16 protein-coding genes are annotated in these 20,463 nt (G+C 50.4%); 11 read left to right on the forward strand and 5 right to left on the reverse strand.

Annotated features, from left to right (window positions below; all coding sequences use genetic code 11):
* The first annotated feature begins 10 nt into the window (after positions 1-10).
* Positions 11-319, forward strand: a complete 309-nt coding sequence (locus tag FT643_RS06975) for a hypothetical protein (protein WP_156870632.1) — start codon at positions 11-13, stop codon at positions 317-319.
* Here FT643_RS06975 and FT643_RS06980 read toward each other — a convergent pair.
* Positions 292-3,468, reverse strand: a complete 3,177-nt coding sequence (locus FT643_RS06980; RefSeq protein ID WP_198043383.1) for an HD domain-containing phosphohydrolase — start codon at positions 3,466-3,468, stop codon at positions 292-294. The two genes, FT643_RS06975 and FT643_RS06980, sit on opposite strands and share 28 nt — an antisense overlap.
* 161 nt (positions 3,469-3,629) lie before the next feature.
* Here FT643_RS06980 and FT643_RS06985 point away from each other — a divergent pair, with 161 nt between their 5' ends.
* Positions 3,630-4,547 carry a glutathione S-transferase family protein gene (locus tag FT643_RS06985; protein ID WP_198043384.1) on the forward strand — a complete coding sequence of 306 codons (918 nt, stop codon included), beginning with the start codon at positions 3,630-3,632 and terminating at the stop codon, positions 4,545-4,547.
* Between the two features lie 98 nt (positions 4,548-4,645).
* On the opposite strand, the gene FT643_RS06990 is transcribed toward FT643_RS06985, so the two are convergent.
* Positions 4,646-6,898, reverse strand: a complete 2,253-nt coding sequence (locus FT643_RS06990; protein ID WP_156870637.1) for an esterase-like activity of phytase family protein — start codon at positions 6,896-6,898, stop codon at positions 4,646-4,648.
* 223 nt (positions 6,899-7,121) lie between these two features.
* Here FT643_RS06990 and FT643_RS06995 point away from each other — a divergent pair, with 223 nt between their 5' ends.
* The 5 genes from FT643_RS06995 to FT643_RS07015 all read left to right on the forward strand — a co-directional run bounded on the left by FT643_RS06995 (position 7,122) and on the right by FT643_RS07015 (position 10,284).
* The gene (locus FT643_RS06995; RefSeq protein ID WP_156870639.1) at positions 7,122-7,532 is read left to right on the forward strand and encodes a GFA family protein; all 411 of its coding nucleotides are present in this window, start codon (positions 7,122-7,124) and stop codon (positions 7,530-7,532) included.
* 36 nt (positions 7,533-7,568) lie between these two features.
* Complete coding sequence (locus tag FT643_RS07000; RefSeq protein ID WP_156870641.1) at positions 7,569-7,874, forward strand: hypothetical protein; 306 nt, start codon at positions 7,569-7,571, stop codon at positions 7,872-7,874.
* A 48-nt stretch (positions 7,875-7,922) separates the two neighbouring features.
* The gene (locus FT643_RS07005; protein WP_156870643.1) at positions 7,923-8,303 is read left to right on the forward strand and encodes a VOC family protein; all 381 of its coding nucleotides are present in this window, start codon (positions 7,923-7,925) and stop codon (positions 8,301-8,303) included.
* Positions 8,304-8,526: 223 nt separating this feature from the next.
* A complete protein-coding gene (locus FT643_RS23100; protein WP_198043385.1) occupies positions 8,527-9,711 on the forward strand; it encodes an RICIN domain-containing protein in 1,185 nt (394 codons plus the stop codon).
* Between the two features lie 120 nt (positions 9,712-9,831).
* Positions 9,832-10,284 (forward strand): SRPBCC family protein, encoded by a 453-nt coding sequence (locus tag FT643_RS07015; RefSeq protein WP_156870646.1) that lies wholly within the window; start codon positions 9,832-9,834, stop codon positions 10,282-10,284.
* Between the two features lie 35 nt (positions 10,285-10,319).
* Here FT643_RS07015 and FT643_RS07020 read toward each other — a convergent pair whose 3' ends face one another.
* Both FT643_RS07020 and FT643_RS07025 read right to left on the reverse strand, forming a co-directional pair.
* The gene (locus tag FT643_RS07020; protein WP_156870648.1) at positions 10,320-12,143 is read right to left on the reverse strand and encodes a sensor domain-containing diguanylate cyclase; all 1,824 of its coding nucleotides are present in this window, start codon (positions 12,141-12,143) and stop codon (positions 10,320-10,322) included.
* A gap of 132 nt (positions 12,144-12,275) precedes the next feature.
* A complete protein-coding gene (locus FT643_RS07025) occupies positions 12,276-13,571 on the reverse strand; it encodes an oxygenase MpaB family protein (protein WP_198043386.1) in 1,296 nt (431 codons plus the stop codon).
* A gap of 147 nt (positions 13,572-13,718) precedes the next feature.
* Here FT643_RS07025 and FT643_RS07030 point away from each other — a divergent pair, with 147 nt between their 5' ends.
* Positions 13,719-14,498 (forward strand): glutathione S-transferase N-terminal domain-containing protein, encoded by a 780-nt coding sequence (locus FT643_RS07030; protein WP_156870652.1) that lies wholly within the window; start codon positions 13,719-13,721, stop codon positions 14,496-14,498.
* On the opposite strand, the gene FT643_RS07035 is transcribed toward FT643_RS07030, so the two are convergent.
* Positions 14,479-16,395: a sensor domain-containing diguanylate cyclase gene (locus FT643_RS07035; RefSeq protein ID WP_198043387.1), complete on the reverse strand. Its 1,917-nt coding sequence runs from the start codon at positions 16,393-16,395 to the stop codon at positions 14,479-14,481. The two genes, FT643_RS07030 and FT643_RS07035, sit on opposite strands and share 20 nt — an antisense overlap.
* A 252-nt stretch (positions 16,396-16,647) precedes the next feature.
* Here FT643_RS07035 and FT643_RS07040 point away from each other — a divergent pair, with 252 nt between their 5' ends.
* From FT643_RS07040 to FT643_RS07050, 3 genes are all read left to right on the forward strand, one after another.
* Positions 16,648-17,112 carry a hotdog fold domain-containing protein gene (locus tag FT643_RS07040; RefSeq protein WP_156870656.1) on the forward strand — a complete coding sequence of 155 codons (465 nt, stop codon included), beginning with the start codon at positions 16,648-16,650 and terminating at the stop codon, positions 17,110-17,112.
* 93 nt (positions 17,113-17,205) lie between these two features.
* Positions 17,206-19,713, forward strand: coding sequence for a serine/threonine-protein kinase (locus FT643_RS07045; RefSeq protein WP_156870658.1), 2,508 nt, complete (start codon positions 17,206-17,208; stop codon positions 19,711-19,713).
* Positions 19,713-20,459, forward strand: a complete 747-nt coding sequence (locus FT643_RS07050) for a PP2C family protein-serine/threonine phosphatase (protein WP_156870660.1) — start codon at positions 19,713-19,715, stop codon at positions 20,457-20,459. The genes FT643_RS07045 and FT643_RS07050 overlap by 1 nt, the downstream gene beginning before the upstream one ends.
* The last annotated feature ends 4 nt before the right edge of the window (positions 20,460-20,463 follow it).

Consider the following 20,463-nt stretch of genomic DNA (forward strand, 5'->3'; position numbering starts at 1 on the left):
AAGCTCTTTTATGATAAAGCGTATACACTATTACCTAATTCCGATGCTGTTGTGTCTGTCACCCGCCGCATTACAAGCGCAACCGGAATGTGAAGACAGCGTAGAGTTTGCAAAAAACGGTTGGCAGTCAAAGGCGGTTCAATCGGATATCGATGATTACCTCAGAGACCACCGCATGAAGGTGAACTGGCAACAAGAACCGATTCCACCCGATCAGATCGGACGTGATTATTATGAATGGCTCTGGAGTGGAAAAATCGGTGCCAAAATGAAACAGGAATTGATGCAGCGTTATTGTGGCAATTCCGAGGCAGCCTGAATGTTGCGTTTGATGTCTACGGAATCTATCTGCGCCGGATCCAGGTACAATTGCGCGTATTTTTTATAAACACCGCTGCCTAAAAACAGATTAAACACATCCCGATCAATATTTCCTTTTACTGCCATGCGGAACAGAATATCCACCGCTTCGCTGATGGGCTTCGCCACTTTATAGGGCCGGTCTGCCGCTGTCAGCGCTTCAAAGATATCGGCAATAGCAATGATCCGCTCCGGAATAGATAAATCTTCTGCGCTCAGACGACGCGGGTAGCCGGTGCCAGTCAGCGTTTCGTGATGGGTGGAGGCGTAGCGGGGCACATTGGCCAGCTCCGGAGGGAAAGGAAGATTGTCGAGTAGTTTGATGGTGCCGATCATATGTTCATTAATTTTAAAACGGTCTTCCGCAGTCAGGGTGCCGCGTGACACCAGCAAATTGTAAAGCTCTCCCTGATTGTAAAGATGTTCCGGAATATCCATTTGAATACCAAAGCGTGGATCGTGTGCCTGTTGGTTGACCCGTTCAATCAAGTGTTGGGGTTTATTGGCAAGCAGGGTCTCGCGCACAGGCAGCGCTTCGGCCTTTTTCCCATATCGCTCCAATTCGATGGCTGAAACCCCCAGCCGGTCATCGAAGTGGCGCTGCCAAGGGGTTTCAGCCAATGCGTTTAAACGCGCCGCATCTTCCGCAGACAGAAATTCCGCTCCGATGTTGGCACCGGCGACAAACGCAAAATCGTCTTTTAGCTGTGCCTGTTTTTGATCCAGTTGTTGTCGTAGGGTGTGGGCTTGCTCCGGATAGCGGATCAGCTGACGCAAATAATCGATTTCAGCGTCCCGCCACAGCACTTCAAAACGGGTGCGAATTTCATGAATCCGGTTGTAAATCAGCTCCAACTTAGTACTTTTGTCGACAATGTGTTCCGGCGTCGTGATCTTGCCGCAATCGTGCAGCCAAGCGGCCAATTTGAATTCCCGGTATTCATCGGAATCGTTAAATTTGAAGTCGGCGAAGGGTGCGTCCTCGCTGCGCTCTGCCGCTTCAGCGATCATCACCGATAATTCGGGTACCCGTGCGCAGTGTCCCGCTGTGTAGGGGGATTTCTCATCAATGGCTTCTGCGATCAACTGCACCAATGATTGCATTAACTCTTTTAGCTGGACTTCGTAGGCTTCAATGGATGACGACATTTCCAGCATCGATTCGGATAATTCATGCACTTCAATTATGGAGCTGCGACAATACTCCACTTGGTTGAATTGACGATTTTTAATTTTTGCATTCTCTAGCGCTAAGCGGCGGATAGGGTTGACGATAGGATTGGCAAACAACCATGAAATAGGAATTAACAACAGCAAACAGGCGCAGGTGATTAGCATCGACGTTTTAACCTTTGCCAGGCTGGGGGCCAGAACACGCTCTTCGGGAACCACAATGGCAAAATATTCCTGATAGGTATCGCTGCGGTTGAGCGGTGTGACAAAGATAAAATGCGATCGATCATTGATCTGGGTATTGATAATGTTGCCGATGCCTTCTCCGCTGTGGGCAATATTGAATAACTCAGGATAGGGAACGGTGGAAAGATTGCGAAGATTGCTGTCCTGGGGGGTGAGCCAGGTTTCGGTCAGTGTTTGGCGGTGGGATTGATTGAAGCGGTGTATTGCCAGGTTAAGGATGTCGGCAAGGGGAGCTAGGCTTTTCTTAACCAGCAAATGAAAATCGTGGGGCAAGGCCTTGTCAATTTCTGTTAAAGGTTCATGAAAGCGAATTCCGTCATAAAAGTACTGCTCGGCAGTGTGATGTAATATGGCGGCACTTTCTATAGTGCCGTACGCTTCGCCGGTTAACACCGCTTCGATCGCTGTGCGATTAGAGCTGGTTTCGAGAACCCGAATGTCGGGGAAGGCGTTGCGGAAAATTGAAATAAGCGACCAACCTTCGGGGATGGCCAGAGTTTTGCCTCGCAGTTGTTGTAGGGTTTCGATGTCTGATACGCCCTCTTTCGTAATGATTGCGTATGGTAGATCCAGCATCGGATCGCTATAAAGCCCTGCTCCCGCCAACGCTTCGCTTTTCAGGACCGGGTGTATGATATCCAGATTACCTTGCTTGAACATGCTCACCAATTGCGGCCAGGAGTAACCATTTACAAATTCGATTTTCAGACCTGTCATGCTGGCAAGGGAACGGATCAGATCGATTGCGTAGCCCCTGGGCTCACCGGCGACGGCATAATCCATTGGTGGCCAATCCAATTCGTTGGATACGCGTATCACGCCAAGTTCATCGATGTATTTTTTTTGCTCGTCTGTCAGGTTGATTTGCGGAAGGTCAGGTTTCGCCGGCGCGTTTTCCACGAGGTGATTCGATGCAATCACCTCCCCACTGCTCTGATATAAATAGATCTCGCTGTCTGCATCCAATTGTTGGGATTGCAAATAAGTGGAAACCGTTGCCAGCGTGACATCGACGGCTAACACCGCCCCCTGCTCGGGTAACGCAATGGAATAGGTTTGTCCGGGGATTTGCAGTTGCTGAAATAAATAGGGCGGGGATTTATAAACCTGTTCGGTTGTGGCATTAATAAACCAGGGTCGACGCCTGGGGTCATATTCACTGCGTTCTTCGCGAAAGCGACGTAGTTCGAAATCCCGATTGTAATATTCAAAACGTCGTTTGCGCTGTGCCCCTTCATTCGCAACTTCAATAATGACCCAGCGATCCTCCGGAGTCGCCTGCATTTTCTGGCGTATGTCACCTGCACTTTCCAGGTTCACTAACTCATAAAACCGGCCGTCATCAAATCCGATATAAACACCGTAGAACGCATTGTTTTCTTTGATCACTTCCGAAAATAATTTGTAGGTATCAAGGGGAAGGTGGTTATTTTCGATCAACTTCGGATACGCTGCCAGCAGCTTGGTGGCCTGTATGACATTGCTGTCCGAGGAGGACAAAAAATTGCCGGTGCCGGAAGCACTTAGTTTAAATTGGGTTAACGCGGATTTTATTGCCAGCTCGCGGCTGAAATGATACTGCAGACCAATTGCGACCATGGCCGTGACCAGTGTGGCTAAGACAAAAACCCCGACCACGGTGATACGTATTGAAAAACGGGGGTTGTTGAGGGTGGTGGTATCTATCACTGTATAGCCTGCTTTCAATCCCTGATTACGGAAGGGTACCACAGGCGGGTGGCGCTTTATCAACCGGAATAAACGTTATGGCCATTGTTTAAAAGGGCCGGTTACGTTAAACATATCGGTGTCTGTTCATCATGGCCTTTTATCAGGCTACAGGAGCTGCTTTGAATCAATTGATATTACACAACTATCCCCTGTCTCCATTTTCCGAAAAAATACGGTCGATGCTGGGCTATACCAAGATTCCGTGGCAATCCGCCAATACCCGTGAAGCGCCGCCCAGGCCGATACTGGAACAACTGGCCGGTGGTTATCGTAAGGTACCGGTAGCCCAGATCGGTGCAGATATATTTTGTGACACTCGGACGATCAGTGCAGAAATCGCTGCGATGGCCAACATGCCGGAGCTGATCGTGGAAAATGCCGATGCGGAGTGTCAGGCGTTTGTTGAAGAAGTCGAACAGAAAATGTTTTTTGCGACCCTGGCCTGTTCCATGTCCTTCAAGCTGAATAAAAAAGTTTTGCGAACTCTGTCTGTACTGGATGTAGCACAGATGATGTGGGATCGCATAAAAATGGGCCGCCATGCCACGGTAAAAATGGCCGGGCTGAAAACCTCCAAAGCGATTTTGCAGGCGTATCTGGAAGACCTGGAAAACCAATTGTCACGGGATTTTATTTTTGGGAATGGCCCGTCGATAGCGGACTTTGCCGCTTATCACAGTTTATGGTTCTATCGGGATCTGGCCGAAAAAAGCGAAATTAATAAATACCACAATATCAATCGCTGGATGGATCGAATTAAGCAATTCGGCCATGGAAAAGAGTTGGAGCTGGATCCGCCACTTGCACTGGAAATAGCGCGAAATAATGAACCGCGGCCGATCGAAGAGGCGTTCAAGGACGATCCGATGATCGGTAAACAGGTGCTCATAGCGCCGTCGGACTACGCCCAGACTGCGAGCCAGGGTACGTTGGTGGGGAGCAAACCCCATGGATGGATCATCGCGCGACAAGAGTCGTCATTGGGCACAGTGCACGTTCACTTTCCCCGGCATGGATTCACTTTAACACCGGTCTAGCAATGCCAATGCAACCGCGACGATAAAAAAAGGCGACCCTGAACAGGGTCGCCTGAGGTCGGCAAAACAAAACGGTTTGCTACCTTGGTTGGCTTAAATTATCTGAATAACTTGCCCAGGTGCATAAAGCGGGTTTCTCCGGAGGAGTCATCGACACCGTCATTATCGGTGACGACATAGACTTCACCCTTCTTAGTAATAGCAGTTCCTTCCACTTTATCCAGTACCCAACCACCGGTGGCTTTCAAATCCGGAAGCAGATCGTGCACCACGGTCTTGCTGACAACGGGAAAATTACCGCCTTCAGCAGCGGGAGTTAAGCCGTCAATAGAAAAGCGATAGAGACGTTTTAACTGCGCTTTATCCCCTTGTTGATTGTCGCGCTCGATGACGACGAAATTGTGATCGTCAATGGCGCTTAATTCGCTCAGACCGACCCATGCGTCTTCTTGTGCTACATCCAATGGGTAATACAAGAATCCCCAATGATTATTCGATGGGTTGTAAACACCGATGCGTACGTGGTTTTCCGGATCGCCTTTCCACTCACGTTGAAAAGCCACCAACACACGCTCGTTTTCACCACTGCCGGTGACAGCGACACCTTCGAAACCGTTACTGATTTGTTTATCAATTACGCCATCCGGCAGATTGATTTCTTCCATTACCGTGCCGTCGGCTGCTGTCTTGATCAGTAGATTGGGGCGGCTTCCACCATTGCCTTCTGATACCAACCAAAAGCTACCGTCGCTACGTTGCGCGATGCCTTCCAGGTCATAGTCAACGGTGTCGCCATCCTTACTAAGCACCAATGCTTCTTTGATAATAGCCGGGCCATTCTTTGCTACTTTCACTTTAAAGATGCGGGATTGGGCGTAGTAGCTGTCGGGGACAGCGTAAAGGATGTTGGCTCTATGGTTATCCGCTACCATGCCGCTCAATGCGCTCCAGGGGATCAGTTGCTTGGGATCGGACATGATTTCTGGATAGTTCGCTGCTTTCGCACCGTATTGATAAATGGAAACCGTGGAACGGAAACCGTCATCTGCGCTGTCTTCTTCGCTGGATACCACCACCAGATTGCGCGATGGTATAGTTAGAATGCCTTCCGGCCCGATGGTGCTGGGCAATATCTGGTGTAGTTTCGGTTTAGCGAACGCAGCGACTTTATACACGGCCACCGCATTGCCGCGCTCAGCACCCACGAACAGATAATCGGCTTTGCCGTAATGTCCGGTGGTGACTGATTCCGGTTCGATGCCTTTATTTTCTGAGCGGCTTTCCGGGTAATGACCAATGCGGATGAAGTCGTGTTCCATAGACGAGCCAGACTCGTAACGGGCATGCCCGAAGGGACTAAAAATGGTAAATCCACGGCTACCGCCTTCCACACCATCAGCATCTTCATAATCGCCTTCGTTGGCGGTGACTACCCACCAGTCGTTAAGCCAGGCCACCGAATCCGGCTCGCGGCGACGATTGAGAATGTTATCAAGCGGTTCAATGACGTCGTTTTCTTGGGTGTCAACGCCAAATAAATCCACGCTGCCGGCGGAAAACTCATTGATGACCATGCCGCGACGCAGATCCACCAGAATCAAGTGATTGTTTTCTTGCAGGCTAACGGCTGCAATATTCAGGCGGCTGATGGCAACGTACTCTGGCTCCGGATCATCCGGTGCAATTTCAGCGTACCCTGTTAATTCCACTTGCCGTACTTTCCATTTTGACGGTTTGCCCTTTGTGGTGATGATTTTCAGGTACCCGGCAGGCTGTTGAGGAATCAATCCGTCATCAAAATCTTCATCTCGCTCATTCTCGATAACCACCGCAGCATAGCGGCCGTCAGGGCTGATCGCGATGGCATCCGGTTGTCCTCCCATGTCGAGGTCGGCTACCCATTGGGGTTGCAGAGGGTTATCAATTGAATACACAGACAAAACGCCGCCGGGTGTGGTGTAACTCGAAGAGGTGTTGACTGCGACTAACAGATAGTCTCCGGTCACAGCCACTGAAGTGGGCTCGCCGGCTAGCGGTAAAAAGCCCGCTGCCACCGGCGCAGCCGGGTCCGCAATATCGATCATCCCGATGCGACCTCGAGGGCTATTGCTATAATAGACAACCTTCCCGTCCTGGCTGGCAGCACTGATCTCAGCAGCAGTGGCGTCGGTGGTATTTTCATCCGGCGCGAGATTCTGATAGACGGGAAAGGTCGATACGCGCTCAAAGTAGGTTTCTTTTTTGTGAACGCTTTTGGCCCGATCGTGCTTGTCGAGCGAAGACGCGACGGCGCCGGTTGCAGTGACTGCGATGGCGAGCGCCAGCGCGGACTTGATAAACGGAAATTGCATTTTATTACCCCTAATGGTCCGAATTCGGATACGGAAAGTTAACCAGGGTATGTTAGGGCGGCACTGTGACAACGAAATGAATATAAACTAGGCAGTTGGCGGGGCCGTTTTCAAACCCCGGTAAGGATCAAGCCTTATGTATAATCGGCCAGAACGCGGAACGCCCGACATTCTATGGCGCTTGTCCGTAGCTCAATAACCAAAACAGAGGGTGCAGAATATCATGAGCGAACTTCATTACGGCTCGTGCCTGTGTGGCAAAACTACATTTGAGGTGATTGGGGAATTTCAGCATTTTTATCTATGCCATTGCAGCCGTTGTCGAAAAGACACCGGGACTGCCCACGCCGCGAATCTGTTTTCCAGCACAGCAGAGTTACGCTGGCTGTCAGGTAAAAATAACGTAAAAATATTCACCTTGTCCGAAACACGCCATAAAAAAAGTTTTTGTGTTGAGTGTGGCTCTGCGTTGCCGAATATTCAGATGGATGGCAAGCTGTTGGTGGTTCCGGCGGGTTGTCTCGACAGTCGCCTGTCGGTAATACCGGACGCTCATGTATGTATGGCCAGTAAAGGCGATTGGGATGCTGGGTTAGAGCAGGTGACGAGGCTTGATGAATTACCGCTTGGCTGAAGTAATGACCCGAAACCGGAAAAGGGGCTCGCTGCTATGTTGAAACTGCTCTTTCTTTCTGTGGTGGTGTTGTTGGTCTTTGCAGCCCTGGCATTGGTCTACCGCATGATCAGGAAAGAGTACAATCGCTTTTTGGGTAGCCCACTTTCAGTGGCATTGGCCTTATTGGTGCTCGGATTGATCCTTATCTGTGTCGGTTTATTATTTGCGGACGCCGGTCAGGGTGATTACCCCCATTTGTTTGTCTTGATTGCGGGGGCCGGCGTGGTTCTATCCGTGAGTACGGGGGCTCATATTGTGATATTGACGTTCCGCTATTTAATGAGAAATAAACAAGAATAGTCTGTTAGAGTATTCTGTCAGAAGATAATAACAATCAGGAGAATAATCATGTTTAGCCATGTAATGTTGGGTGCCACGGATATGCAGGCATCAAAAAAGTTTTACGATGCCATTCTGGGCGCGCTAGGGCACGAGCCTGGTGTTATGGATGACAAAGGTCGTTGCTTTTATTACACAAAAACCGGAGTTTTTGCTCTCAGTGTGCCGATCAACGGTGAACCGGCCTGTAACGGTAATGGCAGCACCATCGGATTTGCGGCAAAAACCCCGGAGTTAGCGGATGCGTGGCATGCAGCCGGCCTGGAGAATGGCGGTGTAACCTGTGAAGATCCACCCGGTATTCGCGAAGGCAATGGTGTCAGGCTATATATCGCCTACCTGCGCGATCCTTCCGGAAATAAAATTTGTGCGTTGCATCGGATGGGTTAAGCGTTTTCTTTCCAATTCCGGGGGGCTATTTGGAGCCCCCGGATTCGGTTTTTCGCCAGCAACGCCTGGATAAACAGGCCTGTAATACTCGGTGAAACTGCATCGGTCTGTTTTTAGTGATTGTTTGAATTCTTTTTTAGACCCTGCGCACATTTTTTATTTATCCGACCTGACATCTTACGCGCCTGACTATTAACTCGGGTTTCCTACAAGGAAGGTTAAGATGAAAAGTCGTTCTGGTCATTTACTGTTATTATTCACCCTCTTTTCCTGCCAGCAAGTGTTCGCTTGGGAATCTTGTGAACAGTGGGGGCAATTCAGCGATAACGGCTTCACTGTTTATAACAATATCTGGGGCAGTGGCGCCGGCACGCAATGTGTTTGGGCAAATACGTATTCCGATTGGGGAGTTAGGGCGGATCATCCGGATACCGGCGGCATTAAATCCTATCCCAATGTCTCCCGCGAAGTGGATTTCAATGTTGATGACCTGGGCACTTGCACGAGCGATTTTGCGGTATCCAGACCGTCCGATGGTAGTTATTCCAGTACGTATGATATCTGGTATGACGATCACAGCTACGAGTTAATGGTGTGGATGAACTGGTCCGGGCAAGTGAGCCCCATCTCCTATAACTATAATGCTTCCGGCCAACCGGTGCCGGAAGCGCGTAATGTCACCGTGGGTGGTAATAGCTGGAATATTTATCGCGGTAGCAATGGATACAACACGGTATTTTCGTTCTTGCGTACCAGCCCTACCGATGCCGGTTCCGTTGATATCAGCGCAATTTCCCGATGGTTACGGCAGCAAGGCTGGTTTGACAATGCGCATCTGCACAAAATCGAATTTGGTTTTGAAATCAGCGGTTCTGCTGGCGGGGCTGATTTTTCGGTGGATAACTACTCCCTCGATTGCGATGCAGCGGATGAGCCGACCAGCCCGTCGCCCACGGATCCACCCCAGAGCGGTGTGATCAACAGCGGGCGTTATGCACTGATCTCCCTGGCCACCGGTCGCGCCATTGAAGTTGAAAGCCGGGATTCAGTGAATGGGGCTGATTTGATTCAGCGCGCTTACCGTGGGCGTGAATACCAACAATTTGATATTCAGCACCTGGGTAATGATCTCTATTCGATTCGGGCTGCGCACAGTGGCAAATCCATGGATGTTTATGAGTTCAATACAGAGCCGGGTGGTGAGCTACGGCAATGGGATTTCACCGGCGCAGATAACCAATTATGGGTGATGTCCGCTTCGGGGAGTGGCTCGGTCAGCATTGTGTCGTTGTTCAGCGGACTGGCAGTAGAGGCGACCCCTTATAGTTTGTGGCGTGGAGGTGATGTGCAGCAGGCCAACCACTCCGGTAGTGAATACCAGCAATGGGAGCTGGTGCCGGTAGATTGATGCGGCAAATGAGGTCGCGGAATTGGTTTTTTTTATGGTGACTGTCGAAAAGGCATTTTGACTAGCGACTAGAACTGAAATCCCATCAAGTCCTATGTCAACGTCAGAGGAAATCCTATTATGTCCACCACCAATAGCGTTCATTTACACCGTGTCTTTAAAGCGCCTCCGGAGCGCGTTTATCGTGCATTTATCGATCCTGCCGCGATGGTTAAGTGGTTACCGCCCTATGGTTTTAGTGCCACCATGCATAGTTTTGATGCCAGAGTTGGAGGCGGTTATCACATGTCTTTCACTAATTTCAGTCGTGATAAAAGCCATTCTTTCAAAGTGAAATACCTGGAATTGACACCGGGTCGATGTATCAGGCACACGGACCAATTTGATGACCCCTCCATGCCGGAGCAAATGCAGGTAACGGTATTGCTGAAAGAGGTCGCTTGCGGCACGGACGTGAGCATTACGCAGGAATTGATTCCCCAGGCAATTCCGGTCGAGTTTTGTTATCTGGGTTGGCAGGAATCGTTGAACCAGTTAGCGAACCTGGTTGATCCGGATATTCCGGATCAGTAATGCAATGGCGGTAACAGTGAACCCCTATTATCGTTTCACCGCGCTTCCACACTGTTACCGCTAATATTATCCTCGCTATAAAGCGTGACCCGGTTACGCCCCTGCTCTTTAGATTGATACAGTGCAATGTCCGCGCAATTCAGAATATAGTCCACAGAGTGCTTTGTTTCGGGCGTGCAACTATAGAGCCCGATGCTCACGGTCACAGGAAAACGGGTGTCGTCTACGACGATAGTATGCTTCTCGATATTGGATCGGATACGTTCGGCAACCGATAGCGCACCTGCAGCATCGGTTTCCGGCAGCATCACAAAAAATTCTTCACCGCCGTATCGGGAGACCTGATCGGAAGGAATACGCAGGGATTCATAAATCAGTTTTGCGACTTCTATCAGGCATTGGTCGCCAATCTGGTGGCCATAGTCATCGTTCACCTTTTTGAAGAAATCGATATCCAGTAATAAAACCGATAGTTGACGTTGGTATCGTGCAGAACGTTTCCATTCTTCCGATAGCGACGTGGTCATGTAGCGTCGATTCTTCAAACCGGTCAGTTCATCTGTATTACTCAGCACCTTTAATTGCTTATTCAGCACTTCGAGTTCCTGGGTCCGTTCATGAACCCTGTTTTCTAGTTGCTCGTTCAATCGCTTGGTGGTAACCAGGGTGTCTGCCTGAGCCTGAAAGCGTAACTTGCGTTCCACATTAATGCTGTTGGCCAATGCTAACGACAGAAGAACGGCCTGGAAAATTGAACCGAACTGAATGGCGTGTTCGGTTATGAAATTCAAAGGCATTAATCCGAGCTTGCTGAGGGCGAAAAAAATCGAGCCCACAAGAAAGCAGATCCAGGCTATAAGGTAGTAGCGTGCGCTGGGAACTTTACGAAATCCGGCGAGGATGCCAGCGAATAAATAGACGAAACAGGCGCAGAGTCCGATCGGCACCAGCGCTTTAATGGCGATTGCATAGGGTAATGCGATGGACAGTACGGCTACGGATCCACCCAATAGGGCAAAGGTGGCGACCAGCACGTCGGTGGGAATCGATAAGGCACGCAGGTTTAGGAAACGCCGGGTGAAAAAGCCCGAAAACATAAACGACATACCGAGAAAAAAGGGAATGGCATGACTATTCAGAACAATCTGATCGGTCCAGATGTAACGGTAACCCTGCCCGCTGAGGGTCAGAAAAAACAGGGGTAGAGAAATAATGAAACTTGCGTAATAGAAATAGTTTCTATCTCTGAGAATAAAAAATATCAGCAAATTATAGAACGCTAATATCAGTGTTGATCCGAAAAAAAAGCCCTGCACGATATTGCTGTAGGCGTCTTTGGAAGCATAGGTTTCCGGTTCCCACAAGGTAAGTGGCGCCTGGATCGAGGTGCCGGATTCCAGTCGGTAGGTGATGCGGAGGGTTTCACCCGGTCGCCAGGTTAAGGGAATGACAAAAGTATTGCTGTCGATGGGACGGGAATGGTAAAGCCGCATATCACCGGTGTGGTATTCTTCTTTTAATTGGTCGCCGGAATAAATATAAACATCTACATAATCCAGCACGGCATAGGACAGATCCAGGTACCGGGTATGACCGTGGTCGTCGGGGTTGTGAATGGTCAGATCCAGCCACCAGACTGAGCGGCTATACCCCTTATTAAAATGGCTGTCGTTATTTTTTTCCCAGTGGGTGTCGCTATCCGGAAGCGTTTGATAAGTCAGCGTGGCGTCACTGTCCTCTATGAATCGAAGTTGCTGGGTAATGGCAAATGCATCGGAGCGGGGAAGTTCCAGGTGGGCCGCCTCAGCAAATGAAATGCAAACTATAGACAGGGCAAGCGCTATGAATCTATTCATCATTTGTGAAAACCGGGCTTAATTATTTAGGTCTGCCGCGAACGACTCTACCTACAGTCTAGCAGGCAAAAACCAAAGGGAGCGCACCTGCCTATTTGGTAGCCTGTATCAGGTGCCCGGCTTTCCGCTATCGGTTTAGACGGATTTTATTTTGTATTCGTTGTCGTTAGTGCGATATTCCGCTGAACCTTCTTTCGCCAATTGCCGTTGGATCTCTTTAATAGCATAGCCATCCACCAGGCCGCGACCGCCAGGCAGGGCCTTTACTACGCTAAGCGCACCAAAGCCCACACCGATGGGGGCGAACAGCCCGGCAAAGCTCAATACGTCCGTTATCGGAGAATCCACTCCCATCTCTTTTGCGGTGCGTTTTCCTACCATCCTGGAATACATAAACTGGGTCGATTTCACATCCATCCGGTGAATCAGTTGGTTGTACCACTTTCGATTCCCGCGTCGATAGGCATTGATGGTGGCGCTGTTCAGATCCCGGCCGCGTTGATCGGATTTGTGACGCAAGGTGGCCTGACATAGATTCCAGGTTTCTACAATTTGTTCGGGCTGGTTACTCAGAAACTGGTCATGCATACCCAGTAGTGAAGCCAGGTAACGGGACTGCTCAATGGCTGCGGTTTGGTAGTCCGTGAGTTTGCTGCCCTTCTTCAGCGCCCATAATGCCATCATGTAGCTGGGTGCCAAGGCCGCCCCCATTTGGTCCACCTGCGGGATCGGCACGCCATAGACGGAGTAGTCCCACACCTTGGGGCGTTTCAACAAGCTGGTACGTACCATGGCGTGCATCACCCGCACTTTCACCGCCGATTGATAGGCGACCCCGCCTTGACGTAATGCCCCGGGCAAGGTGGCCAACTTAAAGGTGCTTATGGTCTCCTTCATGCGTTTAGCAGCCGAGTCACTGGTCAGTGCACCGGTAATCACCATGGGCAAACCTTGATAGCCATTGACGTAAGTCATCATAAAGGCAACCCGGATGATGGCTTCTCCGGTCAGTGCGGTCAGCAAGCGCGAATTTTCACTGGCTTTATCAATCAGATCCCAATCCACCCAGGGCGGCGTGGTCTCCATGGTGCGCATCAGCCTGACCAATTCTTCGGGGGCGTCGGGCACGCTGTCGATGCCCTGCTCTGCCGCTTTGTCCAGCATCGCGCGTGCGGATTTATAACCCAGCTCGGGAATGCGTGCGGCAAAGGCATCGGCCAGCGGATCTCCCATCAGGGTAAGCTGACGAAACAATTCAATTTTATCTTTGTCTTGCAGCAGGGATTGAATACGGGGATTGTTTTTGATGATACTGTTATCACCCAATTCGGTACGGAAGCGTTCCGGTTCTAGATCCAGATCCAGCGCAGCGTACACCGACGGAGCAATGGATTTCTGCATTTGGCTGACGTTTCGGGTGCTGTAGCCCATAAGAACCTCCTGAATTCGCAGGTATGGCCAGATCAAGGCATGTACGGAACTGGCGAGTTCTTCCATTGTAGGCAAGCACGAATCCGAACTGAATGACCTATTGGTCAAAGTTAACGATGTTTTAAGTCAATTCAAAAGGCCGACGCTATGTACAGATTGATCGGAATGCCGGTATCGCCTGCCACAAAACGGGTATGCTGGGCGTTGGATTTTGCAGACATTCCCTATCATTTTGAAGAATATTTACCGCAGATTACAACCTCTTGGGTGCGCTTGCGCAGCGGTCAGTTTAGCGGTCCCGTTTCAGTGCCGGTGTTGTTGGGCAAGGGCGGCATTAAGCTGCTGGATTCCTGGGATATTGCCTTGCGTGCGCACCACGACCGGCCCCAGGCCGGGCTGATTCCCGACGCGCACAGGGAAGCCGTTGCGCAGATGAACACACTCAGCGAACAGATTTTTTATGCTGGCCGCATCCTGGCTTTGGATCGCGTGCTGGCGGACAACCACGCGTTATTGGATTTGTTTCCTTCGCTGATTCCGGGCTGGTGTCGGCGACCGATGTTACCGGTCATGCGCAATACCATTGGGGCTATACAAAAGAAATACGCCGATCCCGGTAGTACGGAACAGGATCAGATAAAAAAACTGGATAACGCATTAAGCCAGGTTCGTGCTCGGCTGGATGGCAAAGCCTATGTACTGACGGATGGATTCAGTTACGCGGATATGACCATTATTGCCGCGCTACAGGTTATCCGTCCTTATCAGCCGGATAACAGCCAACCCCAATCGGCGTATGAAAAAGCCTGGAGCTGTGAAACATTAGCGACACAGTACGGGGATCTTTTGCAGTGGCGCGATCGTATTTATAAAGAAAAGCGTAAAATCACATATAGGAATAAACCGACTAAACACCCTGCCCGTTGATGTTCGGCCGAAAGCCCGATGAAGGCTCTTGATAGTTTCGATCCCATTCAACCCGATTACGGCCTTTCTCTTTTGCCAGATACAGCATGTCATCGGCTTCGCGCAATAGTTGGTCCTGTTGGTCACGCCGGGTGGGCACGGTGGAGGCAACACCAATACTGACCGTCACGCTGGCTTCAAAGTCGCCTTGACGGATAATTTTATCGGATATCAATTTACGGATGCCTTCCGCCACGTTGATCGCACCCTTATGGCCGGTACAGGGAAGCAATACAACAAATTCCTCACCACCGTAACGAATGGCAATATCCGGCGGACGGTTGATGGAGTGTTGCAACGTTTTGCCGAAGCGACTCAGTACAATGTCACCAAATTGATGTCCGTGGGTGTCATTGAGTTGTTTGAAACAATCGATATCAATCATCATGACTGAAATGGCCGTTTTTTCCCGGTAAGCGCGTTTATATTCACGGGCAAACACTTCATTAAAGTAGCGCCGATTGCGCAAACCGGTCAAATCATCGGTTGTATTCAGATCCAGCAAGCGTCTGTTCAGGGTTTCCAGTTCCTCGGTGCGCTCCCGCACTAATTCATCCAGATCTTTATTCAAACTGATCTGGGTACTGAGCAGTTCCTGCTGTGCGCGTGCGGATTCCTTCTGCGCATGTTCTCTTAAACGTCGGTCTTGATTAACCAGATCGGCCAAGCCGAAGGAAAAGAAAATCAACTCAAACGCGGAACACCATTTCATAACATGAGGTGCTAAATGATAGAACGGAATGATTTTTTGTGAGGTCAGAGCGGTGAACATGACACTGATGATGACTGCACCCTGACCGATCGCATAGTATTTTGCGGACGGATAACCCTGCTTGATGCTGCGAAGGGCAACCACAATTAAAATCACCGAGAGTGAGAGTGTGGTTACAGCAGTGAGTGTCGCAGCGGATTGTATGGATATTATGGACAGCGCGGGAATACAAAGCGCGCAGGCCAGTAACGACAGTTGCAACAGACGGTGAGCAATTGGCTGATGAGTCTTGGTTTTCAGAAATGCCATACCAAATAGCAGGATGGCGACACCGGAGGTGAAACTGAACAAGTAAATTGCGATTTGCTGGAACGCAATCGCAGCCGGCCACAAGCGAAACGAAAAGCCCAGTATTGAAGTATTGAATAGCAGCAAATTGACGATGACGAGAACATACAAACCATAAATGGATTTACGCACACCGATCCATAAAAATAAATTATAAATACACAATCCAACGGTAATGCCCAGGTAGATGCCGTTCAGGCTGTCCATTTTGAATTGACGATCGATGAAGGCGCGCTCGGTTTCAATGTGAATCGGAATAGACAGAGAGCTCTGTGAAAACACGCGTATATACAGCTGACTGTGTTCACCACTTTGCAGTGCAATCGGAAAAACGTAATTATTCAGACGAAAATAGCGTTGGTTGAATTGGTAGAGGTCACCACTGACCATGGAGTGGATACCATCTTCGCGCACATGGAAAAACTCAACATTGTCCAGTAGCGGATAATCCACGGAAATATAGAATCGATCCTCCTTGTTTTGCGCGGTGTGAATCAACAACTCGTTGGACAGGTTCAGTCGTATCCAATAGATATCATCGCTGTAGCCCAACTGCAGGTTGGGGCCTTCGAAGGGATGAAAGCGGCCTTGCTCTGACGCACTCATTGCAGACGCCAGATCCATATCACCGGCGGCATCCTTATAAAACATCAGCCCATGGGCGACGCGTTGGGAAAACCGATCGTTGTCGATCGTAATCACCGGACCGGTCGTTGCCGCCGGGCCTGTGGATTCGGCTGTTGCCCACAAGGGGGTGCAGATCATCAGGCAGGCCAGTGACATCCATATCAAACGCATACATGAGAATTTGCACAGTCTCTGCTGTGGCATTAGGCGGGCTCATTCTGAAAGTCAGTCTGTATTATTCGAGACAGTTATATGTCTTTGTCTCTAGCTTCTGGTTGAGTATAGCAGTAAAAAATGGCTGGTCATTAAAAGCACAATGGCACCCGGACGAGTATTATTTTCGTGCCCGTCAGGGCTGCCATTGACTTGATGGCAGGCACTTCATACCTTGGGTCACTCATAAAAATCAGGAAGGGTAAGGTGATGGCAGCGAGTAATCAGGTAATGAAAATGTGGCAGACCACTTCCCGCTATCCTGGCGGTAAGCTCTTGTTTTCAAAGGTGGTGTCTCGCAAAGCCCCGTTTTTTAAAAGCGTAAATGCGCAGATTGAGGAGTTGCAACCCAATTACGCCAAGTTGCGTATCAAAAAGCGCCGAGCGGTGGAGAACCATATTGGCACCGTCCATGTTATTGCCATCTGTAACATGCTCGAGATGGCCATGGGAGTGTGTGCGGAAGCCTCGATTCCCGCCGGCTTGCGCTGGATACCCAAAGGGATGCAGGTGGATTATACCGCCAAGGCGGGCACCGACATCATCGGTATCGCCGAGATTAACCCGGATGCCTGGAAGCCCGGCGACCTGGACGTGAAAATAACGGCGCTGGATACCCAGGGTGTTGAGGTGGTAAAAGGCACGATCCGGCTCTGGATTAGCGAGAAAAAGTAGCCGGAGTACACAAAATTACCTGTTGCTTCACAGGGACTTAAGAATTGCGTCTATAGTTTAAACAGAGTTTGGACTGTCGTGCGCAATTCACCCATGCCTTTAGCAAAAAAGAGTGTAAAAACAAGATCTTTCGTCTTGCTGTTGCGGCAGGGCGCGCGGCGACTCGACGCTCTGTTGAGTCTGAAAGGGTTGGTTTTGGGCTCTGCGGTGCTGCTTCTGTTGATCGCCGGTAACCATGAAAACCACGTGCCCGCAGTGGGCAACTGGTTATTCCAGATCAGCGAGCGCATGGCTTCTGCCCCGACCAGTGACCCCGAGATTGCATTGATTCGTCTGGATGAAGACGAGCTGTTGCTGGTGCAGCAGGATCCGATTCAGTCCGCGGTTCTGCCTTTGCTGTTGCGCAAAGATAAATTAATTGCGCTGGTCCTACCGGGGGCGGTGCGTGAACGGCCGGTCCAGGCTGAACAATTGATGCTAATGCTGCCCGGCGAATTGATGAGGCAATCCCCTCATTTGACCGAGTGGCGGCAACAAGCCGCTAAGGCCGACCAGTTACGAGAGCGGATTCGCCAGGGTCAGCTGTTGATCGGATTGACCAAAGACGGGGTTTCCTCTTTTCCTGAACAGGCTTTTCCCGTCAAAACCCCCGAACATTTTTCACAGATGCCGCTGTCGGTTTGGTTGCTGAGCATGGGCGTACCGGTGGATTGGATGACCGCAATCGGTAACTGGTTGCAGCAGCGGGTGACCTTGACTCCGGCGGAGTGGCCTGTGGATCCGGCCTTGAGCGGGGCGGGGTATCGAGCGTCTGATAGTGCATCGGATCATGCAACCCGGCAGCTCATCTGGCAACAGGAATCGCATATTCACGGTGACTTGGCGTTGGCGTTGTATCTGCGTTACCAGTTGCAATCCCGGCATCTGGAGCAAGAACCCAGCATCGTGTTCCGGGACGGATACGCGATAGAGCTGGGCGATCAACTGTTACCGGTCAACTCCGACGGCGCTATCGTGCCTGCAACGCTGTCTACCGATCGGCTGCAATACCTGAGTTTGCAGCAGAGTTTGCGGGCACCACCCGCCCAACCGATCTGGATTTTCGCCGCTTCGCGAGCGCAACTGGCGGAGGTCGCGGCTACCGTTCAAGCGTTACAGCATCGCCACTATTTTTATCAGCCTTATTGGAACCCATGGCTGTTCCGTGTGATGTTGTTGCTGTTGTGTCTCTATGCGGTGTGGATTCAACCCCTGTTGCGACGTTCGACGGCGCTGCTATCGGGCGCTTTTATTGTGGTGATTTTGTGCGTGGCACAAATTGCATGGCAGCTTGGTTTCAAACAGTTACTACCTTTGCCTATGTTGATACAGTGGTTTGTCCCGGCATCGCTTTGCATGATGTTGTGGCAGCACCGCAGAGGGCAGCAAGAGACATTGAAGTGGGATTTTCATCGCGCACAATATCAGCTTGCCCATCAGTTTTATCAGCAAGGAAAATTAAACGAAGCGCTGGCTGCGCTTGCACCGTGTTATACCCGTGTGGCCGTAACGGCGTTATTGTATGACATTGCTGTGCAGCAGGAGCGCAAGCGACAGTATCAGGACGCGGCGCTAACCTACGACAAAGTCATGCAGCGCAATCCCCGGTTTAAAGACGCGGCAAAACGGGCAGAAGCGCTGTCAACATTATCCGATTCGACAACTTTGTCGGTGGACTTCAGCGGCACTCAAAGCCTGGTGATGCCGGCGCAGGAAGGTGTTAAACCGGTGCTAGGCCGTTACCAAATTGAACGGGAACTTGGGCGCGGCGCGATGGGAACGGTTTATCTTGGAATAGATCCAAAAATTTCCCGACGTGTTGCCATAAAAACCCTGAGCTTCCGTGAATTCGACTCGGATCAGCTAGAACGTATAAAAGAGCGGTTTTTCCGTGAAGCCGAAGCCGTCGGACGCCTGACCCACCCGCATATCGTAACCGTGTTTGATGTGGGCGAGGAAGCCGATTTGGCGTTTATGGCCATGGACTACGTTGATGGGAGGTCATTGGATCGCTGCGCGTCCGAAGGTACCTTGCTGGATATTGAAGAAGTGTATTCGATCGTAGCGGCTGTTGCGGATGCGTTGCATTATGCGCACCAGCAAAACATTGTTCACCGGGACATTAAGCCTGGCAATATTCTTTATGACGCCGCTTCCAGTCAGATTAAGGTGGCCGATTTTGGTATTGCCCGCATTGTCGATGATTCTAAAACCAAAACAGGCGACATGTTAGGCAGCCCGGTTTTTATGTCACCGGAGCAATTGAAAGGCAATAAGGTGACCGGAGCCAGTGATATTTACAGTCTCGGAGTTACATTCTATCAGTTGCTCACCGGTGCACTGCCGTTCAGCGGGGATAGCATTGCGAACCTTGCGTACCACATCCTCAATAAAAAGTACGTCAGTGTGCGTGAGGTGCGACCGGAATTGTCAGCCGGTGTGGTGCGGGTGGTTAATAAAGCATTGCATCGCGAACCTTCCCGACGCTATGCCAATGCAGGAGAAATGGCGGATGCCGTGCGTGGTTTATTGAGCCGTGAATTCGGCAGGAAGGCAAGCTGATGCCGGATATTTACGGTGTGACCGATATTGGCTGCGTGCGCAAGCACAATGAAGACTGGATACATTGGCAGCAGCTGCCTGAATACCCCCATGTACTGGCGGCGTTGGCCGATGGAATGGGTGGCTACAGCGGAGGCGCGGACGCCAGTCAGATTGCAGGCCAACAGTTTATCCGCTGTGTGGTTGATGCGATGGCACAGCATAGCCCGGTTAATAACGATGACTATGCGAGCTTGTTATTGCAGGCTGGCACCGATGCCAACAAGGCCGTGCGTGAGGCCCGGGTTGCAAATCCCCAACACCACAAAATGGGAACCACTTTACTGAGTATGCTGCTGCTGGAAGATAATTGTTGGTTGCTTCATGCCGGGGATTCCCGTTGTTACCGGTCTTGGAAGAACCACATGCAGCAGATGACCAGAGATCATAGTCTGGTGCAGGAATTAGTCGACAAAGGCAGCCTGAGTGCGAAGGATGCTGAAAGGGCACCGTTCAGGAACATGCTGACGCGGGCAGTGGGTACCGAAGATGATTTGCATTATTCCTTGGCAAGACATCCGGTGCACGAAGGCGAATCCTGGTTGCTGTGTTCTGATGGTTTGTACAATGCGGTGCCAGAGCCACTTATTTCCGAATGGTTGAACTCAGATTTGAGTGCGCAAGACATCGCACTCGGATTGCTGCAGGACAGTTTGAAAAATGAAGCACAGGACAATGTGTCGGTGATTGTTCTTAAAATTAATTAATCAG

Origin of the sequence: Ketobacter sp. MCCC 1A13808 (assembly GCF_009746715.1) — a bacterium.
Taxonomy (GTDB): Bacteria; Pseudomonadota; Gammaproteobacteria; order Pseudomonadales; family Ketobacteraceae; genus Ketobacter.